The organism is Embleya sp. AB8 (assembly GCF_049739465.1).
Taxonomy (GTDB): Bacteria; Actinomycetota; Actinomycetes; order Streptomycetales; family Streptomycetaceae; genus Embleya.
In genome coordinates this window covers 31,890-57,327 of record NZ_JBMHHY010000038.1, presented here as the reverse complement: position 1 = coordinate 57,327, position 25,438 = coordinate 31,890, and the positions used below count along the sequence as shown (strand labels likewise).

The window sequence follows — 25,438 nt, the reverse complement described above, 5'->3', positions numbered from 1 at the left end:
GCGGGCTCGCTCGCAGGGGTGACACGACGCAAGCCGGCCCGCCCGGCTGCCGATAAGCGCGACACGTTATGTCAACCGGATCGGGCTCGAACACGTGTGTTGAGCGTTCGGCGCCGACGCTCATCGATTCGGCGCCTCGGCAGCCTCCCGATCGACCGGCTCCACCCGCAACGGCACCGTGCCGCCCGCGACGCACTCCCCCGTGTCCAGGCGCCACTTCCAGTGATGGCGCGGGCATTCCAGCACCCCCGCGTCGATGTCCGCGTGCGAGAGGTCCTCGCTGGCGTGCGGGCAGAACCGCTGCATCCGCACCCCGCAGCGCTCGATCCGCTCGCCGGCCGCGGCCGATTCGCGCTCGCGGACCATCTGCATGGTCTGCGCCGGGTGTTCGCCGTAGCGCAGCAGGCTCATCAGGGTCAGGTCGAACACGTCCGGATCGCGGGCCAGGCCCAGGCGCATGGACAGCAGCGCCTCCTCCCAGCCGACCGCGCCGGACACGATCGCGCGCAGCGCCCGCTGCGGTACCTCGATCGTGTAGGCGGGGTCGACCGGTTCGTCCTCGAAGACGATGTCGCCCGCGATCCGGCCCAGCCGCACCGACCAGGACCCGCCGTCCGAGGTCAGCCGCACGTCCTTGCGCCAGTCGCCCAGGAATCGTTTGTTCCAGCTCTGCAACCGGGCGAAGTAGGCGTCCAGTTCGGCCGGCGCGACCGGCTCGAAGGGCGCGTCCGCGTACGCCCGCCACTCCGCCTCGCGGCGCTCCCGGTAGGCGGTGAGGTAGGCGTCGGTGCGCACGTGCGCCTGCGGGCCGCTCGGCGCCGCCAGATCGTCGCCCGGCGCCGCCTCGACCACCTTCACCTGCGGACAGGCCGCCGCGAAGTCGGCCGCGAAGGTGTCCCACAGCGGGAAGATCGTCGCGTCGCGGTCGTTGTACCGGGCCAGTTCCGGATCCAGGAACACCGGCGGGCCCGCCGACGGCAGATACGCCCGGGCCCCGGTCAGCCGAACCTTGCGCACCAGTGTGTCGAACAGGTCCGACCGCACCTCGGCGGTCTTCTTGCGCTGGACCTCCTCGGGATACGCGTAGGCGTTCGGATACCACATCGCGCCGGAGTACTGCGCGGACAACAGGTCGACATCGCCCGGGAGTTCGCTCAGCGGCGTATTGCAGTCGTTGAGGTCGAGAAAACGGAACCCGGACAGGTCGACAAGCAGCCCGGAGTCCTCCTTGTGGCTGGTGTCGAGCAGCATGGTCAGGGTCAACCCCGGCGCGGGGGTGAACGACTCGCGATGCCCGAGCACCACCTGCTCGCGAAAGCCCAGCGCGCTCATCCGCCGGACCAGCGACCGGGACCGATACCTGGGCAGCACCACGGTGGTGTCCCGATCCAGCCGCGCCAACACCCGTTCGTCGAAGTGGTCCTCGTGCAGGTGGGACAGGTAGAGCAGATCCGGTCGCGCGGCCAGCACCTCGGGCAACAACTCACGATTGTCCGGGAACGGGAACCACGAGCCGAGGAAGGCCGGATGGAACCACGGGTCGATCAGCAGCGACAAGCCCGCGTGCGCGACGACGAAGCCCGCGTGCCCCAGATAGCGGATCGCACCGGGCGCCGGTGCCCCCGGCGGCCCGCCGGCAAACGCGGGCCTCACAGTCGGCTCAGCGCTCCCACGAGCACCTCCACGACCCGTTCCTGCTGCGCGGCGGTCAGCTGCGGGTACAGCGGCAGCGACAGCAGCTCCTCGGCGGCCCGCTCGGTCACCGGGAAGTCGCCCTTGGCGTAGCCCAGTTCGGCGAACGCGGGCTGAAGGTGCACCGGCACCGGGTAGTGCACGCCGGCCCCCACCCCCGCCTCGGCGAGCAGCGCGAGCACCTTGTCCCGCTCGGGCACCCGGACCGCGTACAGATGCCACACATGCACATTGCCCGGCGCGGTCCGCGGCAGCCGGACGCCCTCGACGCCGGCGAGCAGCGTGTCGTAGCGGGCCGCCGCCGCCCGGCGTCGTACGTTCCAGTCCGCGAGCCGGCGCAGTTTGGCCCGCAACACCACGGCCTGGATGGTGTCCAGGCGCGAGTTGAAGCCGAGCCGGGCGTGTACGTACTTGCGGGACGAGCCGTGATCACGCATCTCGCGCAACACCCGGGCGTGCTCCTCGTCGCCGGCGGACACCGCGCCGCCGTCGCCGTACGCGCCCAGATTCTTGCCCGGGTAGAAGCTGGTCGCCGCGAGGCCGGCCGGCCCCCACGCGCCGGGCGCCAGGCCGTCCTGGGTGGCGCCCTGGCACTGCGCGGCGTCCTCGACCAGGGCCAGGCCGCGCGCGTCCGCGAGCGCCCGCAGCGCGCCCATCGGGGCCAGTTGCCCGTTCAGGTGCACCGGGAGCAACGCGCGGACCGGCATCGGGCCGCCCGACGCCTCGGCGGCGCGGTTCGGATCGAGCAGCAGGAACTCGTCGTCCACGTCCGCCAGTACGGGCCGCGCGCCGGCCCGGACCACCGCCTCGGCGCTGGCCACGAACGTGTTCGCGGGCAGCACCACACCGGCGCCCGCGCCGATCTCCCGGACACGCAGCGCCAGTTCGACCGCGTCGGTGCCGTTGGCCACCGCGACGCAGTGCGCCACACCGGTGAACTCGGCGTATTCGGCCTCGAATTCGGCGACATCCGGCCCGCCCACGAAGGCACACGTGGCCAGCACCCGGGCAATCCCCGCCTCGACCTCGGCCGCCACCTCGGCGTGCGCGGCGGCCAGATCCACCAGCGGAATACGCTTCGGCTCAGCATTCATCACGTATCTCCCCCTCGTCGTACCTGCGGCTGGTCGTGCCGTGCCCGGGCAGGCGTCGGCGCCGACCGCAGTCGGCGGGCCGGCACCCCCGCCCACACCTCGGCCGGCGGCACGTCCCGCGTCACCACCGAGCCCATCCCCACCAGCGACCGGGCGCCGATGGCGCGGTTCTCGCGCACCAGCGCGCCCGCCCCCAGGTAGGCCTCCCGGCCCACCCGCACTCCGCCCGCGAGCCGCACCCCCGCGGCCAGCGTGGCGAATTCGCCCACGTCGTCGTCGTGGGTGAGCACCACATGCGGCATGGTGTGCGCGTGCGCGCCGAGCCGAACCGCGGTGGTCAACACGGTCTGCGCCATCAACACCACGCCCGGACCCAGCTCGCAGGTGCGCGGCACCACCGCACTGACATGCACGAGGCTCGCCCACCGATGCTCCGGCAGGGCCAGCCGGGCCACCACCCGCGAGCGGCTCCACCAGTTGGTCGGACTGCCGACGCACACCACGACCATCGCGTCCGGCCACTTGTGCACCACGTCCGCGCCGCCGAGCACCGGGAACCCGTCCACCTCGGTGTCCCACCGGCCCGGATCCTCGTCCACGAAGCCCAGCAGCCGCCAGCCCGAACTCCCGCGCGGGGACCGGAAGTCCGGGAGCGCGGCGGCCACCTCCCGGGCGAACCCGCCGGCGCCGACCAGGAGCAGGTCGGTGAAGGCCACTAGACCGCCGCCCGCACACCGGCCGCCGCGCGCACCGCGGCGACCACCCGGTCCTGCTGCGCCTCGGTCATGTCGTGGAACAGCGGCAGGATCAGCGAGTCGCGGGTCAGCCGCTCGGTGACGGGCAGCGGCACATGCTCGACGTCCGCGTAGGCCGGCTCCAGATGCGCGGCCATGATCCCCCGCCGGGCCGAGATCCCGGCCCGGGCCAGCTCGCCGAGCAGTTCGTCGCGCGACACGGGGAAGTCCTCGGGCAACAGCACCCAGAACGCCTGATGGTTGCTCTGCCCGTACGCGGGATCCGCCGCCGTCCTCAGGCCCGTTACCTCGGCGAGCAACTCCCGGTAACGGGCCGCCAGTTCGCGCCGCCGGGCGACCATCGCGGGCAATCTGCCCAATTGCACCAGGCCGACCGCCGCCTGGATGTCGGTCATCCGGTAGTTGAAGCCCAGTTCGTCGTAGCTCTCCACCACCGGTGCCCCGCCCGCGCGGTCCGCCGCGTCCCGATCGGCCGCACTCACGCTCATCCCGTGCTCGCGCAACCGGCGCAACCGCGGCGCCGCGCTCTCCCGGGCCAGGGTGAGCATGCCGCCCTCGCCGGTGGTCAGCAACTTGCGCGGGTGGAAGGAGAAGGTCGCCGACATCGCCCCGGCGCCCACCGGGCGGCCCTTGTAGGTCGAGCCCGCCGCACAGGCCGCGTCCTCGACCACCACGACCCCTCGGGCGTCCACGAGGTCCCGCACGCCGTCCAGATCGGCCGGGATGCCGCCCTGGTCGACCAGGATCACCGCGCGCGTGGCGGCGCCGAGCACCGGCTCGATGGTCGCCGGGGTCAGGTTCCCGGTGGCCGACTCCACGTCGGCGAACACCGGCCGCGCACCCACGTAGCGCACCGCGTTGGCGGTGGCCACGAAGGACAACGAGGGCACCACGACCTCGTCGCCCGGTCCCACCCCGGCGTTGATCAGCGCCAGGTGCAGCGCGGTCGTACACGAGGACACCGCGATCGCCGCGGGCACTTCGACATACTCCGCGAAGGCCCGCTCGAAGGCCGCCACCCGGGGCCCCTGGGCCACCCAGCCGGAGCGCACCGCCTCCGCCGCCGCGGTCGCCTCCTCCTCGCCCATCCAGGGCCGCATCACCGGAATTCGTTCCATGCTCATCGTGTCTCCCCCAACCCCGTCCGCCCCGACCCTTGTCCCAGCCGCACGACCTTCGCCCGCCGGGCACCGAACTCCCTCGATGCCCCGGTCGACTCAGACCGTCTCCCGCCACCACGCCACCAACCGGCGCAGCCCCTCGTCGATGTCCACCTCCGCCGTGAAGCCCAACTCCCGGGCCGCCTTGGAGGTATCGGCCAGCCGCCGGGTCACCCCGCCGCCCGCCCGGGCCGGCCCGTACTCGATCCCGAGCTCCGCCGCGCCCATCACCGCCGACAACCGCTCGGCCAGGTCACGTAGCGAAGTCTCGGTCCCGGAGCCGATGTTGAACACCTCGCCGCTCGAATCGGCCCGCGCGGCAAGGAGGTTGGCGCGGGCGATGTCGTCGGTGTACACGAAGTCCATGGTCTGCAGGCCGTCGCCGAGGATCAACGGGGGTTCCCCCTTGCCGATCCGCTCCATCCAGCGGATCAACACCTCGGTGTAGAGGCCGTGTACGTCCATCCGCGGGCCGTAGACGTTGAAGTAGCGCAGCGCCACGTAGTCCAGGCCGTACATCGCCCGGAAGCTGCGCAGCAGGCCCTCGTTGAACAACTTGGCCGCGCCGTAGAGCGTGTCGTTGTCGTAGGGGTGGTGCCGCTCGGTGGTCGGGAACTCCTCGGCCAGCCCGTAGACGGACGCCGAGGAGGAGGTGACCACCTTGCGGACGTCGGCAGCGACCGCCGCCTCGAACACGTCGTAGGTGCCGTCCACCAGCACCTCCAGGGCCAGTCTCGGCTCCTCGACGCACTGGGTGATCCGGATCGCGGCCAGGTGGAACAACACGTCGGTGCCCGGCATCAGCCGGGCGAGCAGCGGCCGGTCGCGGATGTCGCCCACCACCAGTTCGACCCGCTCGTCGGTCGACGCCCGGGCCAGATTGCCCCGGTGACCCCGGGTCAGATCGTCCAGCACGACCACCCGCGCCGCGCCCTCGGCCAACAGGTGGTCCACGATGGTGGACCCGATGGTCCCCGCGCCACCGGTGACCACGCAGCGCGACCCCGCGATCTCGACACTCATCGGATCTCCCCCACCGCGACGGTGACGCCGCCCAGTTCCAGGCTGCGCGAGGCGGCCTCCAACAGTGCCAATACCCGCAGACCCGCGCGGCCGTCGGTGAGCGCCGGCCGCGAGGTGCCGATCGCGTCGGCGAACTCGGCCATCACCGCGCGCAGCGCCTCACGTTCGGGCAGCGCGGGCGAGACCACGTCGCCCACCCGGTAGGAGATCAGCTTCTCCCGCCGGGCCTCGTGGCTGAGCGCGGCGTCCGCGGCCAGGTCGATCCCCTTGTCGTGCACCTGGAGCCGGGCGGCCGGGTTGGTGTCGTCCCACACCAGCGTGCGCCGCGAGCCGCCGATGATGGTGGTACGCACCTTGGTCGGCGACAGCCAGTTCACGTGCACGTGCGCGATGGCGTCGTTGTTCAGCCGCAACACCAGATAGGCCAGGCAGGCCCGCCCGGTGCCGAGCGGGTCCGCGCCGTGCGCGGCCACCGACACCGGGCGCACCCCGGGCGGCAGGATGAAGTCCAGGATGGACAGGTCGTGCGGGGCCAGGTCCCACAACACGTCCACGTCCGGCTGGACCAGGCCGAGGTTGATCCGCACCGAGTCGAAGAATCGGATGTCGCCCAACTCGCCGCCGTGGATCAGCTCGCGGATGTGGCGGACCACCGGCATGTAGCAGAACGTGTGATCGCACATCAGGGTCAGCCCGCTGCGCTCGGCCAGTTCGACCAGCTTGACCGCGTCCGCGTACTCGGCCGTGATCGGCTTCTCGACCAGGACGTGCTTGCCCGCCGCCAGGGCCGCGGCGACCAGTTCGAAGTGCGTCGCGGCCGGCGTCGCGATCGCGACCGCGTGTACCGCGGGATCGGCCAGCACGTCCTGATACGACGTGCTCACCCCGACCGTGCTGTACTCACCCAGTACCGCGCGGGCACGCGCCTCGTCGAGGTCGCACAGCCACTCCACCCGCAACGCCGGTGTGGCCTGCGCGTTGCGCACCAGATTGGGCCCCCAGTAACCGGCCCCTATCACGGCGAGCCCGATGGCTCGCCCCGACCCGGAATTCGACATGACGGACATGACGAAGCGTCAACTCCCCTGCACCCCCCGGCCGCACGGGCCCAGCCGCCGCACGGCACCCCCACCCGAACGAAGCTAGCGTCCGATCCGGTCCGCCGCCCCGCATCCGGGAAATCCGGGGCGGTATCCGGGAAATCTGCGGGTCATCCGGGAAATCCCGGGGTCGGACCGAGCTGCGAGGATCCTTCCCGGCGTCCCGGTTGCACGTGTCGCCGAGGCGTTTGGCACGCTGTTGCACGCACAGTCACCGATCCGGGCGCCGGCATGATCGATCCGTCGACTACAGCCGTGTCGAACCGAGCAGCAAGAGAACGAGAAGGGAACGCCACGTGGCCGCGGGTACTCCGACGACGACACTGGCGAAGGAACGTACGGCGCAGGTGGATCCGGAACTCGAACCGGACGCCGCCGAGCCGCACGAGCCGAGCGCGCCGGGGGCCGCTCGGGAGAGCATCCTCCCGGCCGTGGCAGCGGCGCTGTTCATCGGCAAGCAGATCCGCACCCGGGCCGGCGCCAAGGGCGACACCGTGCCGACCGCGCATCCGCTGGTCCGGGACTTCCTGGTGGCGCTGCCGGTCGAGGCGCGCGAGCGCTGGCGGGGCCGCTGCCCCGAGGTCGAGCTGGTCTCCGAGCACCTCTTCGAGGCCGAGGCCGCGCGGACCAAGCGGGCCGCCCGGCGGCCGTTCACCGTGCAGGAGGCGCGGCGCTCGCTCAAGGGCGCCAAGTTGACCCTGCGGCGGATCCGCGAGGACGGCGATCCGCACCACGACACCTATCAACCGCCGTGCCGCTCCTGCGCGCCGATGCTCGAGCACTTCGGCGTCACGCCGACGGAAAGCGGCTGAGATGTCGCGCTTCTCCACCGACGTGGTACACGAACTCAAGCGGGCCGGCTGGACGGTGGGCCGGCGCCGACTGGCCCAGGCCGAGACGTGGGCCCGACAGATCAGCGATCACGAATCGCCCGACGGACACCGGCACAGCGTGTTCCCGGCGGCCCTGGTGGCCTGGGCCGAGTTCGGCACGCTGCACTTCGCAATCCACGGCGCGGGCAAGGACGTGCTGCGCCGGCCGTTCACCATCGACCCCACCCGGGGACTGCACCTGCCGCGCACGCTCACCGACGTGGGTCGCGCGCTGGGCACCCCGCTGGCGCCGCTGGGCGAGGAGGAGGGCGGCAGCAGCTATCTGGCGATCGACCCGAGCGGTCGGGTGTTCGGCCTGGACCACACCGGTGAGTGGTTCCTCGGCTCGTCGATGGACGCCGCGATCAGCACACTGGTGCTCGGCCTGGCCCCGGTGCGCATCCGCGACGACGGGCGCTGGTAGTCGTACTCGCACAGCCGTACGCACACGTCGGGGCGGTGTCCCCCAGCGGAGACACCGCCCCGACCCGCGCACGGCACGATCAGACGTTGAACCGGTTCTGCGCGCGCTCGAGTCCCTCGCGGACCAGGGCCTCGCACGCGTCGGCCGCCCGGTCCACCTCGAACCCGAGTTCCTTGCGCTCGGTGGCGGAGAAGTCCTTGAGCACGAACGCCGCCACGTCCATCCGGCCGGGCGGGCGGCCGATGCCGAACCGTACGCGCAGGTAGTCGGGTCCGAGCGACTTGGTGATCGACTTCAGGCCGTTGTGCCCGTTGTCGCCGCCACCGCGCTTGAGCCGCAGCACGCCGAAGTCGACGTCCAACTCGTCGTGGACCGCGATGATGTTCGCGACCGGGATCTTGTAGAAGTCGCGCAGCGCGGTCACCGGACCGCCGGACAGGTTCATGAACGACATCGGCTTGGCCAACACCACCCGATGCGGACCGAGCCGGGTCTCCACCACCTGGGCACGCGACCTGTGCGCCTTGAACTTCGACCGGTCCCGCTCGGCGAGCAGGTCGACCACCATGAATCCGACGTTGTGGCGATTCCCGGCGTATTCCGGCCCGGGATTGCCGAGGCCCACGATCAACCACGGACTGTCGTCCGTGGTCGCGTGGGCCTGCGACTCACTCATGATGTTGTTGTCCCCGCGTTCGTCCTACGACAACGGACCGGATCAGGCCTCGGCCGCGGCTTCCTCGGCGGTCGGCTCCGGCGCCGACGGGGTGAGGATGTGCAGGATGACCGCGTCCGGGTCGCCCGCCAGGACGGTGCCCTTCGGCAGCTTGATGTCCTTGGCGTGCACCGAGGCGCCCGGCTCCAGGCCGGTCACGTCGATCTCGATGGTCCCGGGGAGGGCGGTCGCGTCGGCCTCGATGGGCAGCGCGGTGACGACGGTCTCGAGCAGGCCGCCCGGGGCGATGTCGCCGACGGTGCTGACCGGGACGTCGACCGTGACGGTCTCGCCCTTCTGCACGATCAGCAGGTCCACGTGCTCGAGGTGGCGCTTGATCGGGTGCCGCTGGACGTCCTTGGGCAGGGCGAGCTGCGCCTTGCCGTCGATGTCCAGCGAGAACAGCACGTTGGGGGTCTTGAGCGCGAGCATGAGCTCGTGGCCCGGAAGCGCAAGGTGGAGCGGAGCGGAGCCGTGACCGTAGAGGACGGCCGGCACCTTACCCGCGCGACGGGCGCGACGGGCGGCACCCTTGCCGAACTCGGAACGCGGCTCGGCGACGATACGGACCTCGGACACGACGGGTACTCCTCGAACGACGCGGTGGCGGATGGCGGGGCGGGGTCCCCATGGTGCGGACCGACTGCGGACGGATGAGTCGCCGGAGCCGGTTCGTAGGTGCCCGAGTGGCACCGGGTCCCCTGCAAAAGCCTTGGAGGAGCACACGACACACAACTACCGCGTCGATCACGGAGCAAGTAGCGCGCATCCCTCGCCGGGCAACCCCGTTAGCCTACCCGCTCTTCTCGGTCACCCCGAAATCGGGTCGGGACAAGCACCACTCACAGGAGTGACAGCGTGCGCCCCATTCGTCGCAAGATACCGCGAAAAGCAGGTGGGCACACGTCCGCCGCCCGGCCGAACGGCCGGGCGGCGGACGCGAGTTGAGGCTCGGTCACCCGTCGGGGTGAATCCTGCTCAGCTGTGGCCGTCGAACAGGCTCGTGACCGAACCGTCCTCGAAGACCTCGCGAATCGCGCGACCGACCATCGGCGCGATCGACAGGATGGTCAGCTTGTCGAACCGGCGCTCCTCCTCGATCGGCAGCGAGTTGGTCACGATGACCTCGCTGATCCGCGAGTTCTTCAGCCGGTCCACGGCGGGGCCGGAGAGCACCGCGTGGGTGGCGGCCACGATCACGTCGGCGGCGCCGTTGTCGTAGAGCGCGTCGGCCGCGGCGCAGATCGTGCCGCCGGTGTCGATCATGTCGTCGACCAGCACACACGTACGGCCGGTGACGTCACCGACCACCTCGTGCACGGTGACCTCGTTGGCGATGTTCGGGTCGCGGCGCTTGTGGATGATCGCCAGCGGTGCGCCCAGGCGATCCGTCCACTGGTCGGCCACCCGGACCCGGCCGGCGTCCGGGGAGACCACGGTCAGCCGCTCGCGGTCCACCCGCCTGCCGACGTGGTCGGCCAGCAGCGGCAGCGCGAACAGGTGGTCCACCGGGCCGTCGAAGAAGCCCTGGATCTGCGAGGTGTGCAGGTCCACGGCCATCAGCCGATCCGCGCCCGCGGTCTTGAACAGGTCCGCCATCAGCCGGGCCGAGATCGGCTCGCGACCGCGGTGCTTCTTGTCCTGCCGGGCGTAGCCGTAGAACGGCACGATGACCGTGATGCGCTTGGCGGAGGCCCGCTTCAGCGCGTCGATCATGATCAGCTGTTCCATGATCCACGTGTTGATCGGAGCCGTGTGGCTCTGGATCACGAACGCGTCGGCACCTCGTACGGAGTCCTCGAACCGTACGTAGATCTCCCCGTTGGCGAACTCGAAGGCCTTGGTGGGAACGAGATCCGCACCGAGCTCCGAGGCCACCTCCTTCGCAAGTTCGGGGTGGGCCCTGCCCGTGAAGAGCATGAGCTTGCGCTCAGGCGTCACCTTGATCCCGCTCACAGCACCGTCTCCTTGCCATTCGCCTCGGCAGAACCGTCGTTCGGCCCGGCCGTTGTGTGCACGTCCCCCGCGGCGCCCTGCGCCGCCGCGAGCGCGCGTTCGGCGGCCTGCGCCGAGGCCGAACCCGCGCGTTTGCGTGCGACCCACCCGTCGATGTTGCGCTGGCGCCCCCGCGCCACCGCCATCGCACCGGGCGGGACATCTTCGGTGATCGCCGATCCGGCGGCCGTGTAGGCACCGTCGCCGATCTCGATCGGGGCGATCAGCATCGTGTCGCTGCCCACTCGCACGTGGTCCCCGACCACGGTGTGGTGCTTGTTCACTCCGTCGTAGTTCACGAAGATCGTCGCCGCGCCGATATTGCTGCCCACCCCAATCGTCGCATCCCCGACGTAGGACAGGTGCGGCACCTTGGATCCCTCGCCGACCACGGCGTTCTTCATCTCCACGAAGCCGCCGGCCTTGGCCGCGCGCGCGAGGCGGGTGCCCGGTCGCAGGTAGGTGTACGGACCCACGCTCGCCTCGGCACCGATCTCGGCGCCCTCGCTCGTGGTGTTGTACACGTGCGCCCGCTCGCCCACGACGGTGTCGCGCAGCGTGCAGTTGGGACCGACCACGGCCTCGGCGGCCACGCTGGTGGTGCCGTGCAGTTGGGTGTTGGGGTGCACGACGGCGTCCGGTTCGAACGTGACGTCCACGTCGATCCAGGTGGTCGCGGGGTCGATGACGGTGACCCCGGCGCGCATCGCGGCTTCCAGGAGACGGTCGTTGAACACCCGCCGCGCCTCGGCCAACTGGACCCGGTCGTTGACGCCCAGGATCTCCCGGTGGTCCACCGCGGCGGCGGCGCCGACCCGGTGGCCGGCCTCGCGCAGCACGTGCAGCGTGTCGGTGAGGTATTCCTCGCCCTGGCTGTTGTGCGCGGTGATCTGGCCGAGCGCCTCGCGCAGCAGCTTGCCGTCGAACGCGTACACGCCGGAGTTGATCTCGGCGATCGCGCGCTGCGCGGCGGAGGCGTCCTTGTGCTCGACGATCGCGGTGACCGCGCCGCGCCCGTCGGGGGTGTTCTCCCGGACGATCCGGCCGTAGCCGGCCGGGTCCGGGACGACCGCGGAGAGCACGGTGACCGCGTTGCCCTCGCGCTCGTGGGTGTCCACCAGCGCGGCCAGGCTGGCCGCGGTCAGCAGCGGGGTGTCCCCGCAGGTGACCAGGACCACGCCGGTCGGCTCGCGGCCGGCCGCGCCGAGCCCGTCCAGGGCCACCCGCACGGCGTGCCCGGTGCCGTTCTGCTCCTCCTGGACCACCACGCGGGCGGCCGGGTCCAGTTCGGACAGGTAGCTCGCCACCTTGTCGCGGCCGTGGCCGACGACGACGATCAGGTCTTCGGGATCCAGCCGTCGCGCGGCCTCGACCACGTGCCCGACCATGGCCCGACCGGCCAGGGCGTGCAACACCTTCGGTGTGGTCTTGGAACGCATGCGGGTGCCCTCACCCGCAGCGAGTACGACGACGGCAGCCGGGCGGATGGGGCTCACAGAGCAAGGCTCCTCGGCTTCGCTGGCGGGGGAAGCCCGACGACTCCGAAGGCCGACTCCGGAGAAACGAAATGACGGCACGACGAAGTCGAGCCGAACAAACCGGGCCCTACGAGGATAGCGCCGTCGGGAGAAGGCTCCACGCGCCGCTGCGGCCGGCACTGCCGAAAGGCTCCGCTACCAGGATTTGAACCTGGACCATGGGGACCAAAACCCCGTGTGCTGCCGAGTTACACCATAGCGGAATGAATCGGGCATTCCGCTGGGCAGGCGGGTTCATCCCGTTTTCACGGCACCTACTATGCCGGCCCCTCGACGGTTCGTGCGCGAATAACCCCCGTCGACCCCGTCGAAGATCCGCGCGACGCCGCGCCGCACTCGCACACAAAGCCGACCGAGGCCGCCGGCATGCCGCCCGCCGGGCCCGGAAAACCTCTCGGACAGGGCATGAACGGAAGGAACAGGGGGCCGTACAGACCCCTCACTTTCCGCTCATGACCTGCCATACTGACGGAACTTACGGCCCCGTAGGTTACGTCGCCGTAGCGCTGCCCGCCCCCGACCCGAGGGAATCCCGATGACCCCTTCCTCCGGCACCAGCGTGCTCGACGCCGAACGGAAGCCCGCCACCGACGCCGCCCGCGGCACCCTCGGTGGCGAACGCAAGCACCTCGCCGAACAGATCGCGCTGGCGTTGTTCATCGGCATCCCGTTCCTCGCGCTGGTGGCGGCGGTCCCGGCGGCCTGGGGTTGGGGACTGTCCTGGCACGACGTGGTGCTGGGGGTGGTGATGTACGCCATCACCGGCCACGGGATCACGATCGGGTTCCATCGCTACTTCACCCACGGGTCGTTCAAGGCCAAGCGCCCGGTCCGGATCGCGCTGGCGATCGCGGGCAACATGGCCGTACAGGGGCCGCTGGTGCGGTGGGTGGCCGACCATCGCAAGCACCACAAGTACTCCGACAAGGAGGGCGACCCGCACTCGCCATGGCGCTACGGCACCAGCGTCGGCGCCCTCGCCAAGGGCCTGTGGTGGGCACACCTGGGGTGGCTGTTCGACGTCGAGCAGACCTCGCAACAAAAGTACGCGCCGGACCTGCTCAAGGACCGCGACATGATCCGGGTATCGCGCCAGTTCCCGCTGTGGGTGGCGGTCTCGCTGGCGGCTCCCGCGCTGGTCGGCGGCCTGTGGGCGTGGTCGTGGTGGGGCGCGCTGACCGCGTTCTTCTGGGCCGGTCTGGTCCGGGTCGCGCTGCTGCACCACGTGACCTGGTCGATCAACTCGATCTGCCACGCGGTCGGCGCGCACACCTTCAAGTCCCGGGACCGCTCGGGCAACGTGTGGTGGTTGGCGATTCCCTCGATGGGCGAGTCCTGGCACAACCTGCACCACGCGGACCAGACCAGCGCCCGACACGGGGTGCTGCGCGGCCAACTCGACAGCAGCGCGCGGGCGATCCGCTGGATGGAGCGGCTCGGCTGGGTCTGGGACGTGCGCTGGCCGGACCGGGAGCGGGTGGCGGCCCGGCGGGCGGCATGATGGGGCAGTGACCGAGAGCAGCAGGCGGAGTGCACCGCGCGGCGGCGGTCGTGTGCGCATGACCGGGAAAGAGCGCCGTGAGCAGTTGATCGACATCGGTCGAACACTGTTCGCGGAGCGTGGCTACGACGCGACGAGCGTCGAGGAGATCGCCCACAAGGCGGGCGTCTCGAAGCCGGTCGTCTACGAACACTTCGGGGGCAAGGAAGGGCTTTACGCGGTCGTCGTGGACCGCGAGACCAGCGCGCTGCTCGACATGGTGACGGGGGCGCTGACCGGCGGGCACCCTCGGGAGCTGCTGGAACAGGCCGCGTTCGCCCTCCTGGACTACATCGACCAGAACACCGACGGCTTCCGGATCCTGGTCCGGGACTCGCCGGTGGCCCAATCGACCGGCACCTTCGCGTCCCTGATCAGCGACATCGCCTCGCAGGTCGAGGACGTACTGGGCCTGGAATTCAAGTCCCGCGGCTACGACCCGAAGCTGGCCCCGATGTACGCCCAGATGTTGGTCGGCATGGTCGCGCTGACCGGCCAGTGGTGGCTCGACGTCCGCCGCCCGAAGAAGGCCGACGTGGCCGCCCACCTGGTCAACCTGGCCTGGAACGGCCTGTCCGGCATAGAACCCAAGCCGAGGCTGGTGGGCCGCAGGAGCTCGTGAGCCGAGGTGTCGTTGGACACATATATGTGCGGGGCCGCTCCGGAGGGGGCGGCCCCTCGCGCTGTCCGCGCGGGTCACGCAGCGAGCGGAAGACTTCCACCAAAGATACTATCGCCAGAGATAGTATCTCTGGCGCTACCATTGTGAGTCGGTCCGAAGATGCCCGACGCTTCACGAATGGACATTTCCTCTCATGTACCGCTTCATCGGCAGGGATCGAGAGCTGCGCACGCTGCGGAACACGCTGGACGAGGTGCGCGATGCCGTCGGCGCGCCTCGCCCCGGACAGTGCGTTCTGATGCGCGGGAGGCGGCGCGTCGGGAAATCGACGCTGGTCGAGGAGTTTCTCCGGCAGGCGGCGGTTCCGCATCTCTTCTTCACCGCCGGCGGCGGTACCGCCGAGGACGAACTGGCGGAACTGCTCGACGCGGTGGCTGAATCCTCGCTGCCGAATCGCTCGCTGTTCGCCGAAGAGGCGCCGAGCCGGTGGAACGCGGCGTTCCGACTGTTGGCCGAGATCCTGCCGGACGACGCGCCGAGCGTGGTGGTGATCGACGAGGTGCCCTATCTGATGGAGCGCGTCGACGCCTTCGAGGGCATGCTTCAGCGGGCCTGGGATCGTTGGCTCGGCACCAAGCCGGTGCTGTTGCTGCTGGTCGGTTCGGACCTGTCGATGATGGCCGCGCTGAACGCCTACGACCGACCGTTCCACCAGCGTGGGCGGGAAATGGTCGTCGGCCCGCTGAACCCGGCCGACCTCGGCGAGATGCTCGACCTGGCGCCCGCCGACGCCTTCGACGCCGCGCTGATCACCGGGGGCCTGCCGCTGATCTGCCGGGAATGGCGACCCGGGGCCTCGATGTGGGAGTTCCTGGCAGCCGCGCTGGAGAACCCGATCTCCGCCCTGCTCGTCTCCGCCGAGCGATCCCTCGCCGCCGAGTTCCCACCGCAGGCGATGGGCCGGGAGGTGTTGCGCGCCATCGGGGCGGGCGAGCGCACCTTCACCAATATCGCGCGCGCCGCCGGCGGCATCGCGCACAGCAGCCTCAGCAGGGCGACGGACCTGCTGATCGGCAAGGGCGTGGTGGCGGCCGAGTTGCCGCTCTCGACGCACCCCTCGAAGGAACGCCGCTACCGCGTGGCGGACCCGTATCTGCGCTTCTGGCTGACGTTCCTCGACCCGCACATGGCGGAGATCGAACGGATGCGTGGCGATCTCACCCTGGACCGACTCAGGGGGCAGTGGACCGCGTGGCGCGGACGCGCCGTCGAGCCATTGATCCGAGAATCCCTCGCCCGGATACTGCCCGCCGGCGGCCTGCCCGCCGCGCCCGCCGTCGGCGCCTACTGGACCCGAAGCAACGACGTCGAAATCGACCTCGTGGGCGCCGACCGGCAGCCCGTGGCCAAGAAGCTGCTGTTCCTGGGCTCGATCAAATGGCTGGAGACGTCCCCGTTCGACGCCCACGACCTGGCCGCCCTGCACAAGCATCGCGCCGCGCTCACCACCGAAGCGGTCCCCTTGATCGCCGTCTCCCGAAGCGGCACCACCTGCTCGGGCCTGCAAGCGAACTTCGGCCCGGAGGACCTACTTGCCGGATGGCGGCCACAGCGCGGCACAGGCGCGGCATAGTCACGTCGGGTCGAGCGCGGGCCCGATCACGCCGGCGCGACGCTCCCCGTGTCCACCCACCCCGGGATCGGTTCGCGGGTGGTCAGCCAGGTGCTCGGGACGTCGGTCAGGCCCCTGCGCGAGGCCACGACACCCGCGGTGATCGCGCAGGTCGTGTCGACGTCGCCCATTCCGCTCGCCGTCTCCCACAGGGCGTCGTCGAGCGCGTCCGGGTGGTGGGCCGCCGTCCACAGGGCGAAGGGGACCGTGTCCGGCGCGCTGATGCGCGAGCCGTTGCCCAGCATGCTCACCGCGTTGCGGACCGAGGAGTCGGCCGGCAATCGGGCGGCCGTGCGCAGGCCCGCCGCCACGTCGCTCTCGGGGGTGTGCCCGGCCACCTCGGTCAGGAACCGCACCGGGTCGGGGGCCGGTTCGTCCCGCCCCCGAGTCGCCAGCGCCGCCGCGATCGCCACCGCGACCGCGCCCGCCACCGCCTCCGGATGCGCGTGCGTGGTCTCCGCCGAGCGCTCGGCCTCGGCCGCGACGTCGGCGAGTTCGCGGTCCGCGTACCACGCGCCCAGTGGCGCGACCCGCATCGCGGCGCCGTTGCCCCACGACCCCTGGCCGTCGAACTGACGGCGCGTCACCTCCCGCCACGACTCGCCCTCGCGGATCGCGCGCAGCACGCCGTGCATCGACGGGCCGTAGCCGCGATACGGGTCGGCCGTGTACGCCGCGGCGAAGTGCTCGGCCAGCGCGTCCTGGTCCACCTCGCCGCGCAGGTGCAGGATCCGCAGTACGGACAGTGCCATCGCGGTGTCGTCCGTCCAGTACCAGAGGTCGGCCTCGGGGGCGATCCGGCGCGCCTGATGCTCGGCCAGGTCGGCACCCTTGTAGAAGAACCACTGCTCGCCGAAGGCGTCGCCGAGGGCGAGGCCGTGGAGTGTGCGGGCCGCGTTCGCGACCCGTCGGGTACGGTCCATACACCTCAGCCTGCCGGCCGCCCCCGGCCCGGACCAGGGATTTCCCGGGCGTTCGAAGTAGCCCGAAACCAAGGAAGAAGTGTCGGATATTGCTCATTCTTATCTCGACATCAAGAGGCTCGGCATCGAACGACTCGCTAGAATGACCTCATGAAAGACGAGGTCGACCGGCTTGTCGCGGCATGGAAGCGGGAGCGCCCGGACCTCGACGTCGAACCCCTCGAAGTACTGAGCCGGGTCACCCGGCTGGCTCGGCATCTCGACCGCGCCCGACGCACCGCGTTCTCCGCGCGCGACCTCGAACCGTGGGAGTTCGACGTACTCTCCGCACTGCGTCGCGACGGCGCCCCGTACCAGCTCTCCCCCGGCCAGCTGCTCACCCAGACCCTGGTCACCTCCGGGACGATGACGAACCGGATCGACCGCCTCGCGGCCAAGGGGCTGGTGTTGCGGCTGCCCGATCCCGACGACCGGCGCGGCGTACTGGTCCGGTTGACCGAGGACGGGCGCGATCGGGTCGACTCGGCGATGGCCGAACTGCTCGGCCGGGAACGGGCCATCCTGGCCGGCCTGACGGTCGATCAGCAGGCCGCGCTGGCCGGGCTTTTGCGTTCTCTTGTCGCGCCGTTCGACAACCACGCCTGAAACAAACCTCTTTGACCATCTCATGGCCATGATTCACTCTTGGTGACCAAATACGTCAAGCACCCATTGTGTGTCGGTAAGTGCGCCCTGTAGACAAGTTCCTGTCGGAAGCGAAACCGCGAGGGTTCGCCCACCTCGGGAACAGGAGCAGGGAATGCCGCCCACCATTCGTCCGGTCCACAGTCCGCGGCACCGACGGACCCCGGCGTCCGGCCGGATCGACCGACCCACCCCCGCCGACCTCGCCGCCCTGACCGGGCACGACTAGTCCCGATCGACCCCGGGGGACGGGGTCGGGGGGACTCGGGGCGACGCGGGGGCTGGGGGAACGGCCCCGCTCACGAGCCGCGAAGGCGTCTTGGGGAAGTAACGCCGGAGCGATCGGACAGCGGTGGTCGACGAGTCGGCGGGGTGCGAAGCGTGGGGGTCGGGGGCGGAACACGAATACGGCGGTGGAATTCCGGGGGGATCCGAAGGAGAAACCCGAAGGGACCCGAACGGGGAAACGCGGCGCGGCGACAACAGGCGAACGACACGGAATACCGGGGAATACCGGGGAATGGGGCGGGGCGGCGCGCACTGGGGGCGGGTGGCAGGAAATGGGGGCGGGTCGGGGGCAGTCGGGGGCGATTCGGGGAGAAGGGCAATCGGGCCACACCCGACGGCGGGCCGGTGGATGACGATCCACCGGCCCGCCGTCGGGTCCGATCCCGCCAAATTCAGCCGGCCGACGTACCGACCGCCGAGGCCGCCTCCGGGGTGAATGTCACCGGCAGCCGCTGTAGGCCCCGCATGATCAGCCCACCGCGCCACCGCAGTTCGTCCTCGGGCAGCGCGAGGCGTACGTCCGGCAACCGGCGCAACAGTGTGCCGATCGCGATCTGGCCCTCGAGCCGGGCCAGCGGCGCGCCGATGCAGTAGTGGATGCCGTGCCCGAACGCGAGGTGCTGGTTGTCCGCGCGGGCCGGGTCGAGCAGGTCCGGCTCGGCGAACCGGCGCGGATCACGATCGGCCGCCGCGAGCACCACGAGCACCGGCTCGCCCGCCGGGATCCGGGTCCCGCCGATCTCCACCTCGGTGGTGCTGAATCGCCAGGTGGCCACCTCGACCGGCCCGTCGTAGCGCAGCAGTTCCTCGACGGTGGGCGCCAACAACCCCGGATCGGCCTGGAGCGCGAGCCGTTCGGCCGGATGGTTCAGCAGGGCAAAAAGGCCATTTCCGATCAAATTGACCGTGGTTTCGAAACCGGCGAACAGCAGGATGAAGGCCATCGCCGCGGCCTCGTCCTCGGTCAGGTGTTCGCCGTGGTCGCTCGCCCGGATCAGGCCGGAGATCAGGTCGTCGTCCGTGTCGGTGAGCGTCGCCCGCTTGCGGTGGATCAACTCGGCCAGATAGGTGCGCATGTGCCGCACCGCGCGGGCCACTCCGCCGCGCGGCCCCGAGCCGTGTCGGATCATCATCCCGGCCCAGGTGCGGAAGTCGGCCTGGTCCTCGTCCGGCACCCCGAGCAGGTCGCAGATCGCGTAGATCGGCAGCGGGAAGGCGAAGTCGTGGATCAGGTCGGCCTCGCCGGTGCGCGCCACGTCGTCGAGCAGCCGGTCCGCCAGCGCCTGCACCCGGGGACGGAACTCCTCGGCCCGGCGCGGCGTGAACGCCTTGGACACCAGCCGGCGCAGCCGGGTGTGGTCCGGCGGGTCGAGGTTGAGCAGATGCGCGCCCACGCCGGAGCGCTGCTCGCCGGGCACCCCGACCTTGCCCTGCTTCCAGGCCGCCTCCGAATGCCGGGGGTTCTTGCTGAGTCGCTGGTCGGCGAGCGCCTGCCGGGCGTCCGCGTACCGGGTGACCAGCCAGGCCTCGACTCCGCTGGGCAACGTGGTGCGGTGCACCGGTGCGTGCTCGCGCAGGTGCGCGTAGGCCGGATACGGATCGGCGATGAACTCTCGGCTGAACAGCTCGGGCCCGGCGGGCACCGGGTGCGCCGGGCAGCCCGGCGCGGGTGTGTCGTCGGTCACGGCTGCGGCGTCCGGGCCGCGCGGAGCCCCTTGATACCGAGCCAACCGATCGCGTTGCCGGCCACGAACGAGACGATCGTCAGGGCCAGATGGATGAGGAAGAAGGTGGTCGCCCCGTCGTTCCAGGATCGGTCGTCGGCCCAGATGTTCTTGAGAAAGTTCGGCCACAGGATCCAGCTCCAGACGCCGAACAACACCAGACAGGTGGAAATACCTCGGCCGATCCTCAACGTGAAGCACCCGTTCCTCGGTCACAAGCTTCGCAATTTTGTCCCGGTTCAGTATGCGGCGGCGCGGCCGACGGACCGTAGCCGGGGGTCACCAGTACGCTCATCACATGTCTGATTGGTTCCGGGCTTCTCGCAAGCCGGCTGTGGTGTGCGCTGCCGCGCTCGTTCTCGCGTCCGGTCCGGCCTCGGCCGCGTGGGCGAGCAAGACCGATCCGGAGCCACAACCCCCCTCGCCGATGTCCGATGTCGGCGGGCCGCGCCTGGCCGAGCCCGGCGTACAGAGCGAGCTGCCCGCCGGCGCTCCCGCGTTGCCCGCGGTGGAGGGCTACTCGTGGGTGGTCGCGGACGCGGACACCGGCAAGATCCTGGCCGCGAAGAACCCGCACTGGAAGTTGCCGCCGGCCAGCACGCTCAAGATGTTGTTCGCGGACACCGTGTTGCCCAAGATCGACCGCAACTCCACCCACCAGGTGGCCCCCTCCGACATCCGGAACCTCGGCGAGGGCAGCAGCCTGGTGGGCATAAAGGAGAACGAGACCTACAAGGTCGAGGACCTGTGGCGCGGGGTGTTCCTGCGCTCGGGCAACGACGCGGTACACGTGCTGTGCGCGATGAACGGCGGTGTGGCCACCACCGTGCAGCAGATGAACGAGCGGGCCAAGCAGCTCCAGGCGGGCGACACCAACGTGATCTCGCCGGACGGCTACGACATGCCGGGCCAGGTCTCCAGCGCATACGACCTGGCGCTGTTCGCCCGTGAAGGCATGAAGAACAACGACTTCCGCTCGTACGCGAGCACCAGGGTCGCCGACTTCCCCGGCGTCGCGGGGGCCAAGTTCCAGATCCAGAACACCAATACGATGCTCGGCCAGTATCCGGGCATGATCGGCGTCAAGAACGGCTACACCACCAACGCCGGGAACACCTTCGTCGGCGGCGCCCAGCGCGGCGGGCACACCCTGCTGGTGAGCATCATGCACATCGAGGGCAAGGGCAAGACCTACGAGGACACCGGCAAGCTGCTCGACTGGGGCTTCGCCGCACTGGCCCAGGCGAAGCCGATCGGCACGCTGGTGGAGCCGCTGTCCGGGCCCGGCGAGCAGAAGAACGACAAGGGCGGCAAGTCGACCGACGGCAAGCCCGGCACGGCGAACACCACCAAGGCCGCGTCCTCCTCGGACGACGGCACCTTCGACTGGGGCCTGTGGGCCGGTCTGGGCGTGCCCGCCGCCCTCGTGGTCGGCGGCGGCGTGCTGTTCGCGCTGCGCCGCCGCGAGGGCAACACCGGGGTCCGGTTCGAGGACGACGTCAATCCCTAGGACGCGCCTTCAAGCCCTAGGGCAGGCGGCCCGGTTCAGGCGCGTTGCCGGTTTCGGGTGAACCGTTCCAGGAGCACGCCGAGCGCGGCGACCCCGGCGATCCCCAAGCCGTAGGTGCGGACCGGGTGCGCCGGCTTGGCGGGGTGGGCGGACAGGTCCAGCGGCGGTTGTGCCGCCACCTTCTCGGCGGCGGCCTCGGTGTGCACCGCGAGTTCCTCAGCCTGCTGCGCGTTCGCCGTCCAGGCCGCGCAGAACAACAACAGCCGGATCACGAAGTGCATCCACAGGAGCAGCGCGACCGGCACGCCGAATGCCCCGTACGCGCTCTTCCCCGCGATGCCCGCGATATAGCCGGACACCAGCAGCTTGAGCACCTCGAAGCCGACCGCCCCGATCAACGCGCCCTTGAGCGCGACGCCTCGACTCATGGTCAGCACCGGCAATCCGACCAGCAGGTAGACGAACAACACCACACTCGCCCCGACCGCCACCGCGAAGGCGGCGATCTGCAGCAGGATCCGGCCGACCGGCTGGTGTTCGAGCCCGATCGAGTCGGAGACGCGCTGGATCACCACGGTGGCGAAGGTGGACGCGCCGACCGACAGCGCGCCGGCGAGGCCGAGTCCGATCAGGACACCCACGTCGGCGAGCTTGCGGGTGACCACATTGCCGGGTTCCTCGTTCACGTCCCAGATCGCTCGGATCGAGGAGCGGGTCGCCTCCACCCACCCGGTGCCGGACACCAGCAGGAGTGCCCCGCCGATCAGCCCGACCGCGCCCGCGTTGCGCACCAGGGCGTCCAGGTCGAGCTTGTCCGCGATGCCGGGGATCTGCTTCGAGATCTTGTCCTGCAGCCGCCGGACCTGGCTGTGGTCGAGCGTCGCGGCCACCATCGCCGCGGCGAGCGTGATCAGCGGGAACAGCGACAGGAACCCGTAGTAGGTCACCGCCGCGGCGAGCCGATTGCCCTGCCGCTCGTCGTAGCGTGAATACGCCCGCCAGGCGGGGCCGATGACCGGGATCCGGGCCAGTCGTTCCTTGATCGCCACGAATGACCGCTGCCCGGCCGAGAACCGACCCACACACGACTCCACTTCGTGCCGTCCCCGCTCACCGGGACGGCGTCAGACGGGCAAGGGCCCCGGCAACGACTGGCCGAACGCGAAGTCACGTTGCGGACGCCACACGCCGTCGGCGCCGTGCTCGTAGAGGCTGAAGCCCCAGATCGGGAAGACCGCGTCGTAGTCCACGAGTTCGGCGAACGCCAGATCGAGCATGTGGTCCGGCAGGTGGTGCGCGATCGTCACGTGCGGATGGTACGGGAAGTGCAACTCGCGCTCCAGCGGTCCCGAGCGCACCGCGGCCTCGATCCGCTCGCACTCCGGGATGCCGCGCGCGACCTGGACGAACACCACCGGCGAGGTCGGTCGGAAGGTCCCGGTGCCGCGCAGGTGTATGTCGAACGAGGCCTCGCCCGCGGCGACCGCGCGTAGATGTTCCTCGACCTCGGCCATCGCCTCGTCGGCCACCTCGGTGGGCGGCAACAGGGTCACGTGGGTCGGGATGGCGTTCGCGAGCGGGTCCCCGAACCCGGCGCGGCGCGACTGTAGTTCGCTGCCGTAGGGCTCGGGGATCGCGATCGATACCCCGATGGTGCGCTTCGCCATGTGGTGCGCCTCAGACTCCCGACCGGCCGGTCACCGGGGGCAGGAAGCCGACACGGTCGTAGGTCTCGGCGAGCGTCCTGGACGCCACCGCGCGGGCCTTCTCGGCGCCCTGCGCAAGCACCCGGTCCAACTCGCCCGGGTCGTCCAGATAGCTGCGCACCCGCTCCTGGAACGGGGTGACGAACTCGACCAGCACCTCGGCCACCTCCTTCTTCAGGTCGCCGTAGCCGCGCCCCGCGAAACGCTCCTCGAGCGCGGCGATCGAGGTGCCGGAGAGCGCCGAGTGGATGGTGAGCAGGTTGGACACGCCCGGTTTGTCGGTCTCGTCGAAGCGCACCTCGGTCCCGGTGTCGGTGACCGCGCTGCGGATCTTCTTGGCGCTGACCTTGGGGTCGTCGAGCAGGTTGACGATGCCCTTGGGCGCGGACGCGGACTTGCTCATCTTTATCGTCGGGTCCTGGAGATCGACGATCTTGGCCGTCTCCTTGACGATGAACGGCTTGGGGATGACGTAGGTCTCACCGAAGGTCGAGTTGAACCGCTGCGCGATGTCGCGGGTCAGCTCCAGGTGCTGGCGCTGGTCCTCGCCGACCGGGACCGCGTCGGCCTGGTAGAGCAGGATGTCCGCGACCTGGAGCACCGGGTAGGTGAACAACCCGACCGTGGTGCGGTCGCTGCCCTGCTTGGCGGACTTGTCCTTGAACTGGGTCATCCGCGCGGCCTCGCCGAAGCCGGTGACGCAGTTCATGATCCAGGCGAGCTGCGCGTGCTCGGGCACGTGGCTCTGGACGAACAGCGTGCAGCGCTCGGGGTCGAGGCCGACCGCGAGCAGCTGGGCGGCGGAGATCCGGGTGCGTTCGCGCAGTTCCTTCGGGTCCTGCGGAACGGTGATCGCGTGCAGGTCGACCACACAGTAGAAGGCATCGTGGCTGTCCTGGAGCGGCACCCACTGGCGGATCGCACCCAGGTAGTTGCCCAGGTGGAACGAATCCGCGGTGGGCTGGATTCCGGACAGAACACGGGGACGCGTCGATGCCATGCCGTCATTCTCTCAGGCGCGTGAGGCGGATCCGGTCAGGGGAGCCACGCGACGTCCACGCCGGGCGCACAACAAAGCACGTGGGCGCCCCGGGGAAGACGCAACGATCGTGCGGTGGTGGACAACACAGCCGCCTTACCCCCTCGGTGGCCGCGATCTAGGCTGTACAGATCGACACAGAGGGTCGCCGATCGCGTATCCGTGGTGACGATCCGGCGCGGCCTCCGGCCTGCCGCCACCGCACGGCATTCCGCCGGCATGCCATACCGACGGCACGGCGACTCGGATGCGGGTCCCGGAAATCCCGGGCACCGCCCGCCCGCCGCCGTCCGTGAGAAGGGGAGATCGCGTGCGCCTCACCTCGTGCTGCGGTCGATCGAACCGGTCCGACCTGCGGCCGGAGCGCGTCTCGCCCGGAGCCGAGCGGGCCCGGGTGCCCCGCCGACGACGTCGCGGCTTCGGCGCGCCGCGCGCGGCCGTACTGCGGCACTACGTGATGTGCCCACCGGTGTTCCTGGACGCGCCGGCGGAGCGGAGCGGGGGCGGCCGCTCGACCGGCGTCGCCGGGTTCGGGGCGCCGACCACGACCGCGATGGCCCAGTGGGAGCGGCTGCGCGACACGTTGATCGGGCTGGGCCATCGGGTGAGCCTGGTACCGGGCCGGCCGGGTCTGCCCGAGATGGTGTTCGCCGCGCGGGCCGCCACTGCGGTCGGCGATCGGGCGCTCGGCGCGCGTTCGCGCACGGCGGATCGCTCGGCGCAAACCCCCACCTATCTCGACTGGTTCGCCCGGCACGGCTTCCGCGCCACGTTGGAACCGGTGTTCGCGCACGAGGGCGAGAGCGATCTGCTGCCGGTCGGACCGCGGTTACTGGCCGCAGTGGGGCCGCGCACCGAACCCGCCGCGCACGCCGAGGCGCGGGCCTTCTTCGGCCTGCCGGTGGTCGCGCTCGAACTGGCCGACCCGCGCTTTCCCCGGCTGGGCTCGGCGTTGACCGTACTCGGCGAACACACCGCGGCCTACTACCCGGGCGCGTTCACCCCGACCGCGCAGCGCAGGCTGGCCCGGCTGTTCCCGGAACGGATCGAGGTCGACGAGGCGGAAGCGCTCGCGCTCGGCCTCGACGCGGTCTCCGACGGGCGCAGCGTGCTGCTCGGCGACGCGACACCCACGCTCGCCGCGCGGCTCGCGGGGCGGGGGTTTCGTACGATCGAGCTGGACATGTCGGCATTCGCGGCCCATGGCGCGAGTGTGCGCAGTTGTGTACTGGAACTGCGCGCCGATCGTTGACCGGACGGCATTCGCGGGTATCCCCTCGGCACCTCCCCCGGTGCGTTTCCCCACTCCCGCCGCCGGTGCCGGCCCTGCGCGATTTCTTCACCTTCGTACTGTTCTCCACC

At 70.6% G+C, this 25,438-nt stretch carries 24 protein-coding genes and 1 tRNA gene; 8 read left to right on the top strand and 17 right to left on the bottom strand.

Features of this window, described 5'->3' with window-relative positions:
- Positions 1–120 precede the first annotated feature (120 nt).
- The 6 genes from ABIA38_RS39975 to ABIA38_RS39950 all read right to left on the bottom strand — a co-directional run bounded on the left by ABIA38_RS39975 (position 121) and on the right by ABIA38_RS39950 (position 6,782).
- Positions 121–1,653: an MBL fold metallo-hydrolase gene (locus ABIA38_RS39975; protein ID WP_424643891.1), complete on the bottom strand. Its 1,533-nt coding sequence runs from the start codon at positions 1,651–1,653 to the stop codon at positions 121–123.
- Positions 1,650–2,786 carry a DegT/DnrJ/EryC1/StrS family aminotransferase gene (locus ABIA38_RS39970; RefSeq protein WP_424643890.1) on the bottom strand — a complete coding sequence of 379 codons (1,137 nt, stop codon included), beginning with the start codon at positions 2,784–2,786 and terminating at the stop codon, positions 1,650–1,652. Before ABIA38_RS39970 ends, ABIA38_RS39975 begins: the two co-directional genes overlap by 4 nt.
- The gene (locus ABIA38_RS39965) at positions 2,786–3,502 is read right to left on the bottom strand and encodes an acetyltransferase (protein ID WP_424643889.1); all 717 of its coding nucleotides are present in this window, start codon (positions 3,500–3,502) and stop codon (positions 2,786–2,788) included. Before ABIA38_RS39965 ends, ABIA38_RS39970 begins: the two co-directional genes overlap by 1 nt.
- Positions 3,502–4,665: a DegT/DnrJ/EryC1/StrS family aminotransferase gene (locus tag ABIA38_RS39960; RefSeq protein WP_424643888.1), complete on the bottom strand. Its 1,164-nt coding sequence runs from the start codon at positions 4,663–4,665 to the stop codon at positions 3,502–3,504. Before ABIA38_RS39960 ends, ABIA38_RS39965 begins: the two co-directional genes overlap by 1 nt.
- 93 nt (positions 4,666–4,758) lie before the next feature.
- The gene (locus tag ABIA38_RS39955) at positions 4,759–5,724 is read right to left on the bottom strand and encodes an NAD-dependent epimerase/dehydratase family protein (protein WP_424643887.1); all 966 of its coding nucleotides are present in this window, start codon (positions 5,722–5,724) and stop codon (positions 4,759–4,761) included.
- Complete coding sequence (locus tag ABIA38_RS39950; protein WP_424643886.1) at positions 5,721–6,782, bottom strand: Gfo/Idh/MocA family protein; 1,062 nt, start codon at positions 6,780–6,782, stop codon at positions 5,721–5,723. Before ABIA38_RS39950 ends, ABIA38_RS39955 begins: the two co-directional genes overlap by 4 nt.
- A gap of 338 nt (positions 6,783–7,120) precedes the next feature.
- Between ABIA38_RS39950 and ABIA38_RS39945 the strand changes: the two genes are divergently transcribed.
- Complete coding sequence (locus ABIA38_RS39945) at positions 7,121–7,636, top strand: YwqJ-related putative deaminase (RefSeq protein WP_424643885.1); 516 nt, start codon at positions 7,121–7,123, stop codon at positions 7,634–7,636.
- Position 7,637: 1 nt separating this feature from the next.
- Complete coding sequence (locus ABIA38_RS39940) at positions 7,638–8,120, top strand: SUKH-3 domain-containing protein (protein ID WP_424643884.1); 483 nt, start codon at positions 7,638–7,640, stop codon at positions 8,118–8,120.
- Positions 8,121–8,199: 79 nt separating this feature from the next.
- Here the strand turns inward: ABIA38_RS39940 and pth are convergent, their stop codons facing one another.
- The 5 genes from pth to ABIA38_RS39915 all read right to left on the bottom strand — a co-directional run bounded on the left by pth (position 8,200) and on the right by ABIA38_RS39915 (position 12,571).
- Positions 8,200–8,796, bottom strand: a complete 597-nt coding sequence (pth, locus tag ABIA38_RS39935) for an aminoacyl-tRNA hydrolase (protein WP_424643883.1) — start codon at positions 8,794–8,796, stop codon at positions 8,200–8,202.
- Positions 8,797–8,838: 42 nt separating this feature from the next.
- Complete coding sequence (locus ABIA38_RS39930; RefSeq protein WP_424643882.1) at positions 8,839–9,414, bottom strand: 50S ribosomal protein L25/general stress protein Ctc; 576 nt, start codon at positions 9,412–9,414, stop codon at positions 8,839–8,841.
- A gap of 399 nt (positions 9,415–9,813) precedes the next feature.
- On the bottom strand, positions 9,814–10,791 hold the full coding sequence (locus tag ABIA38_RS39925) for a ribose-phosphate diphosphokinase (RefSeq protein WP_424643881.1): 978 nt from the start codon (positions 10,789–10,791) through the stop codon (positions 9,814–9,816).
- Complete coding sequence (glmU, locus tag ABIA38_RS39920; protein ID WP_424643880.1) at positions 10,788–12,326, bottom strand: bifunctional UDP-N-acetylglucosamine diphosphorylase/glucosamine-1-phosphate N-acetyltransferase GlmU; 1,539 nt, start codon at positions 12,324–12,326, stop codon at positions 10,788–10,790. Before glmU ends, ABIA38_RS39925 begins: the two co-directional genes overlap by 4 nt.
- Before the next feature lie 172 nt (positions 12,327–12,498).
- Positions 12,499–12,571 (bottom strand) — tRNA-Gln (locus ABIA38_RS39915).
- Positions 12,572–12,903: 332 nt separating this feature from the next.
- Here ABIA38_RS39915 and ABIA38_RS39910 point away from each other — a divergent pair.
- The 3 genes from ABIA38_RS39910 to ABIA38_RS39900 all read left to right on the top strand — a co-directional run bounded on the left by ABIA38_RS39910 (position 12,904) and on the right by ABIA38_RS39900 (position 16,163).
- Positions 12,904–13,869: an acyl-CoA desaturase gene (locus ABIA38_RS39910; RefSeq protein ID WP_424643879.1), complete on the top strand. Its 966-nt coding sequence runs from the start codon at positions 12,904–12,906 to the stop codon at positions 13,867–13,869.
- Between the two features lie 58 nt (positions 13,870–13,927).
- On the top strand, positions 13,928–14,530 hold the full coding sequence (locus tag ABIA38_RS39905; protein WP_391585312.1) for a TetR family transcriptional regulator: 603 nt from the start codon (positions 13,928–13,930) through the stop codon (positions 14,528–14,530).
- A gap of 193 nt (positions 14,531–14,723) precedes the next feature.
- Positions 14,724–16,163, top strand: a complete 1,440-nt coding sequence (locus tag ABIA38_RS39900) for an ATP-binding protein (protein WP_424643878.1) — start codon at positions 14,724–14,726, stop codon at positions 16,161–16,163.
- Between the two features lie 26 nt (positions 16,164–16,189).
- On the opposite strand, the gene ABIA38_RS39895 is transcribed toward ABIA38_RS39900, so the two are convergent.
- Positions 16,190–17,125 carry an ADP-ribosylglycohydrolase family protein gene (locus ABIA38_RS39895; protein WP_424643877.1) on the bottom strand — a complete coding sequence of 312 codons (936 nt, stop codon included), beginning with the start codon at positions 17,123–17,125 and terminating at the stop codon, positions 16,190–16,192.
- A 150-nt stretch (positions 17,126–17,275) separates the two neighbouring features.
- Between ABIA38_RS39895 and ABIA38_RS39890 the strand changes: the two genes are divergently transcribed.
- Positions 17,276–17,770, top strand: a complete 495-nt coding sequence (locus tag ABIA38_RS39890; RefSeq protein ID WP_424643876.1) for a MarR family winged helix-turn-helix transcriptional regulator — start codon at positions 17,276–17,278, stop codon at positions 17,768–17,770.
- Positions 17,771–18,489: 719 nt separating this feature from the next.
- Here the strand turns inward: ABIA38_RS39890 and ABIA38_RS39885 are convergent.
- Together ABIA38_RS39885 and ABIA38_RS39880 are read right to left on the bottom strand one after the other, a co-directional pair.
- Entirely contained in the window at positions 18,490–19,782 is a 1,293-nt protein-coding gene (locus ABIA38_RS39885) for a cytochrome P450 family protein (RefSeq protein ID WP_424643875.1), read from the bottom strand.
- Entirely contained in the window at positions 19,779–20,012 is a 234-nt protein-coding gene (locus ABIA38_RS39880) for an SCO4848 family membrane protein (RefSeq protein ID WP_391585320.1), read from the bottom strand. The genes ABIA38_RS39885 and ABIA38_RS39880 overlap by 4 nt, the downstream gene beginning before the upstream one ends.
- A gap of 107 nt (positions 20,013–20,119) precedes the next feature.
- Here ABIA38_RS39880 and ABIA38_RS39875 point away from each other — a divergent pair, with 107 nt between their 5' ends.
- Complete coding sequence (locus ABIA38_RS39875; RefSeq protein ID WP_424643874.1) at positions 20,120–21,331, top strand: D-alanyl-D-alanine carboxypeptidase family protein; 1,212 nt, start codon at positions 20,120–20,122, stop codon at positions 21,329–21,331.
- Positions 21,332–21,366: 35 nt separating this feature from the next.
- On the opposite strand, the gene ABIA38_RS39870 is transcribed toward ABIA38_RS39875, so the two are convergent.
- Genes ABIA38_RS39870 through trpS form a run of 3 tightly spaced genes read right to left on the bottom strand, consistent with a single transcriptional unit; the run spans position 21,367 to position 24,037 of the window.
- Entirely contained in the window at positions 21,367–22,413 is a 1,047-nt protein-coding gene (locus tag ABIA38_RS39870) for a YihY/virulence factor BrkB family protein (protein WP_424643873.1), read from the bottom strand.
- Positions 22,414–22,455: 42 nt separating this feature from the next.
- Positions 22,456–22,998: a 2'-5' RNA ligase family protein gene (locus ABIA38_RS39865; RefSeq protein WP_424643872.1), complete on the bottom strand. Its 543-nt coding sequence runs from the start codon at positions 22,996–22,998 to the stop codon at positions 22,456–22,458.
- 10 nt (positions 22,999–23,008) lie between these two features.
- A complete protein-coding gene (trpS, locus tag ABIA38_RS39860; RefSeq protein ID WP_424643871.1) occupies positions 23,009–24,037 on the bottom strand; it encodes a tryptophan--tRNA ligase in 1,029 nt (342 codons plus the stop codon).
- Between the two features lie 349 nt (positions 24,038–24,386).
- Between trpS and ABIA38_RS39855 the strand changes: the two genes are divergently transcribed.
- Positions 24,387–25,328 carry a dimethylarginine dimethylaminohydrolase family protein gene (locus ABIA38_RS39855; protein ID WP_424643870.1) on the top strand — a complete coding sequence of 314 codons (942 nt, stop codon included), beginning with the start codon at positions 24,387–24,389 and terminating at the stop codon, positions 25,326–25,328.
- The last annotated feature ends 110 nt before the right edge of the window (positions 25,329–25,438 follow it).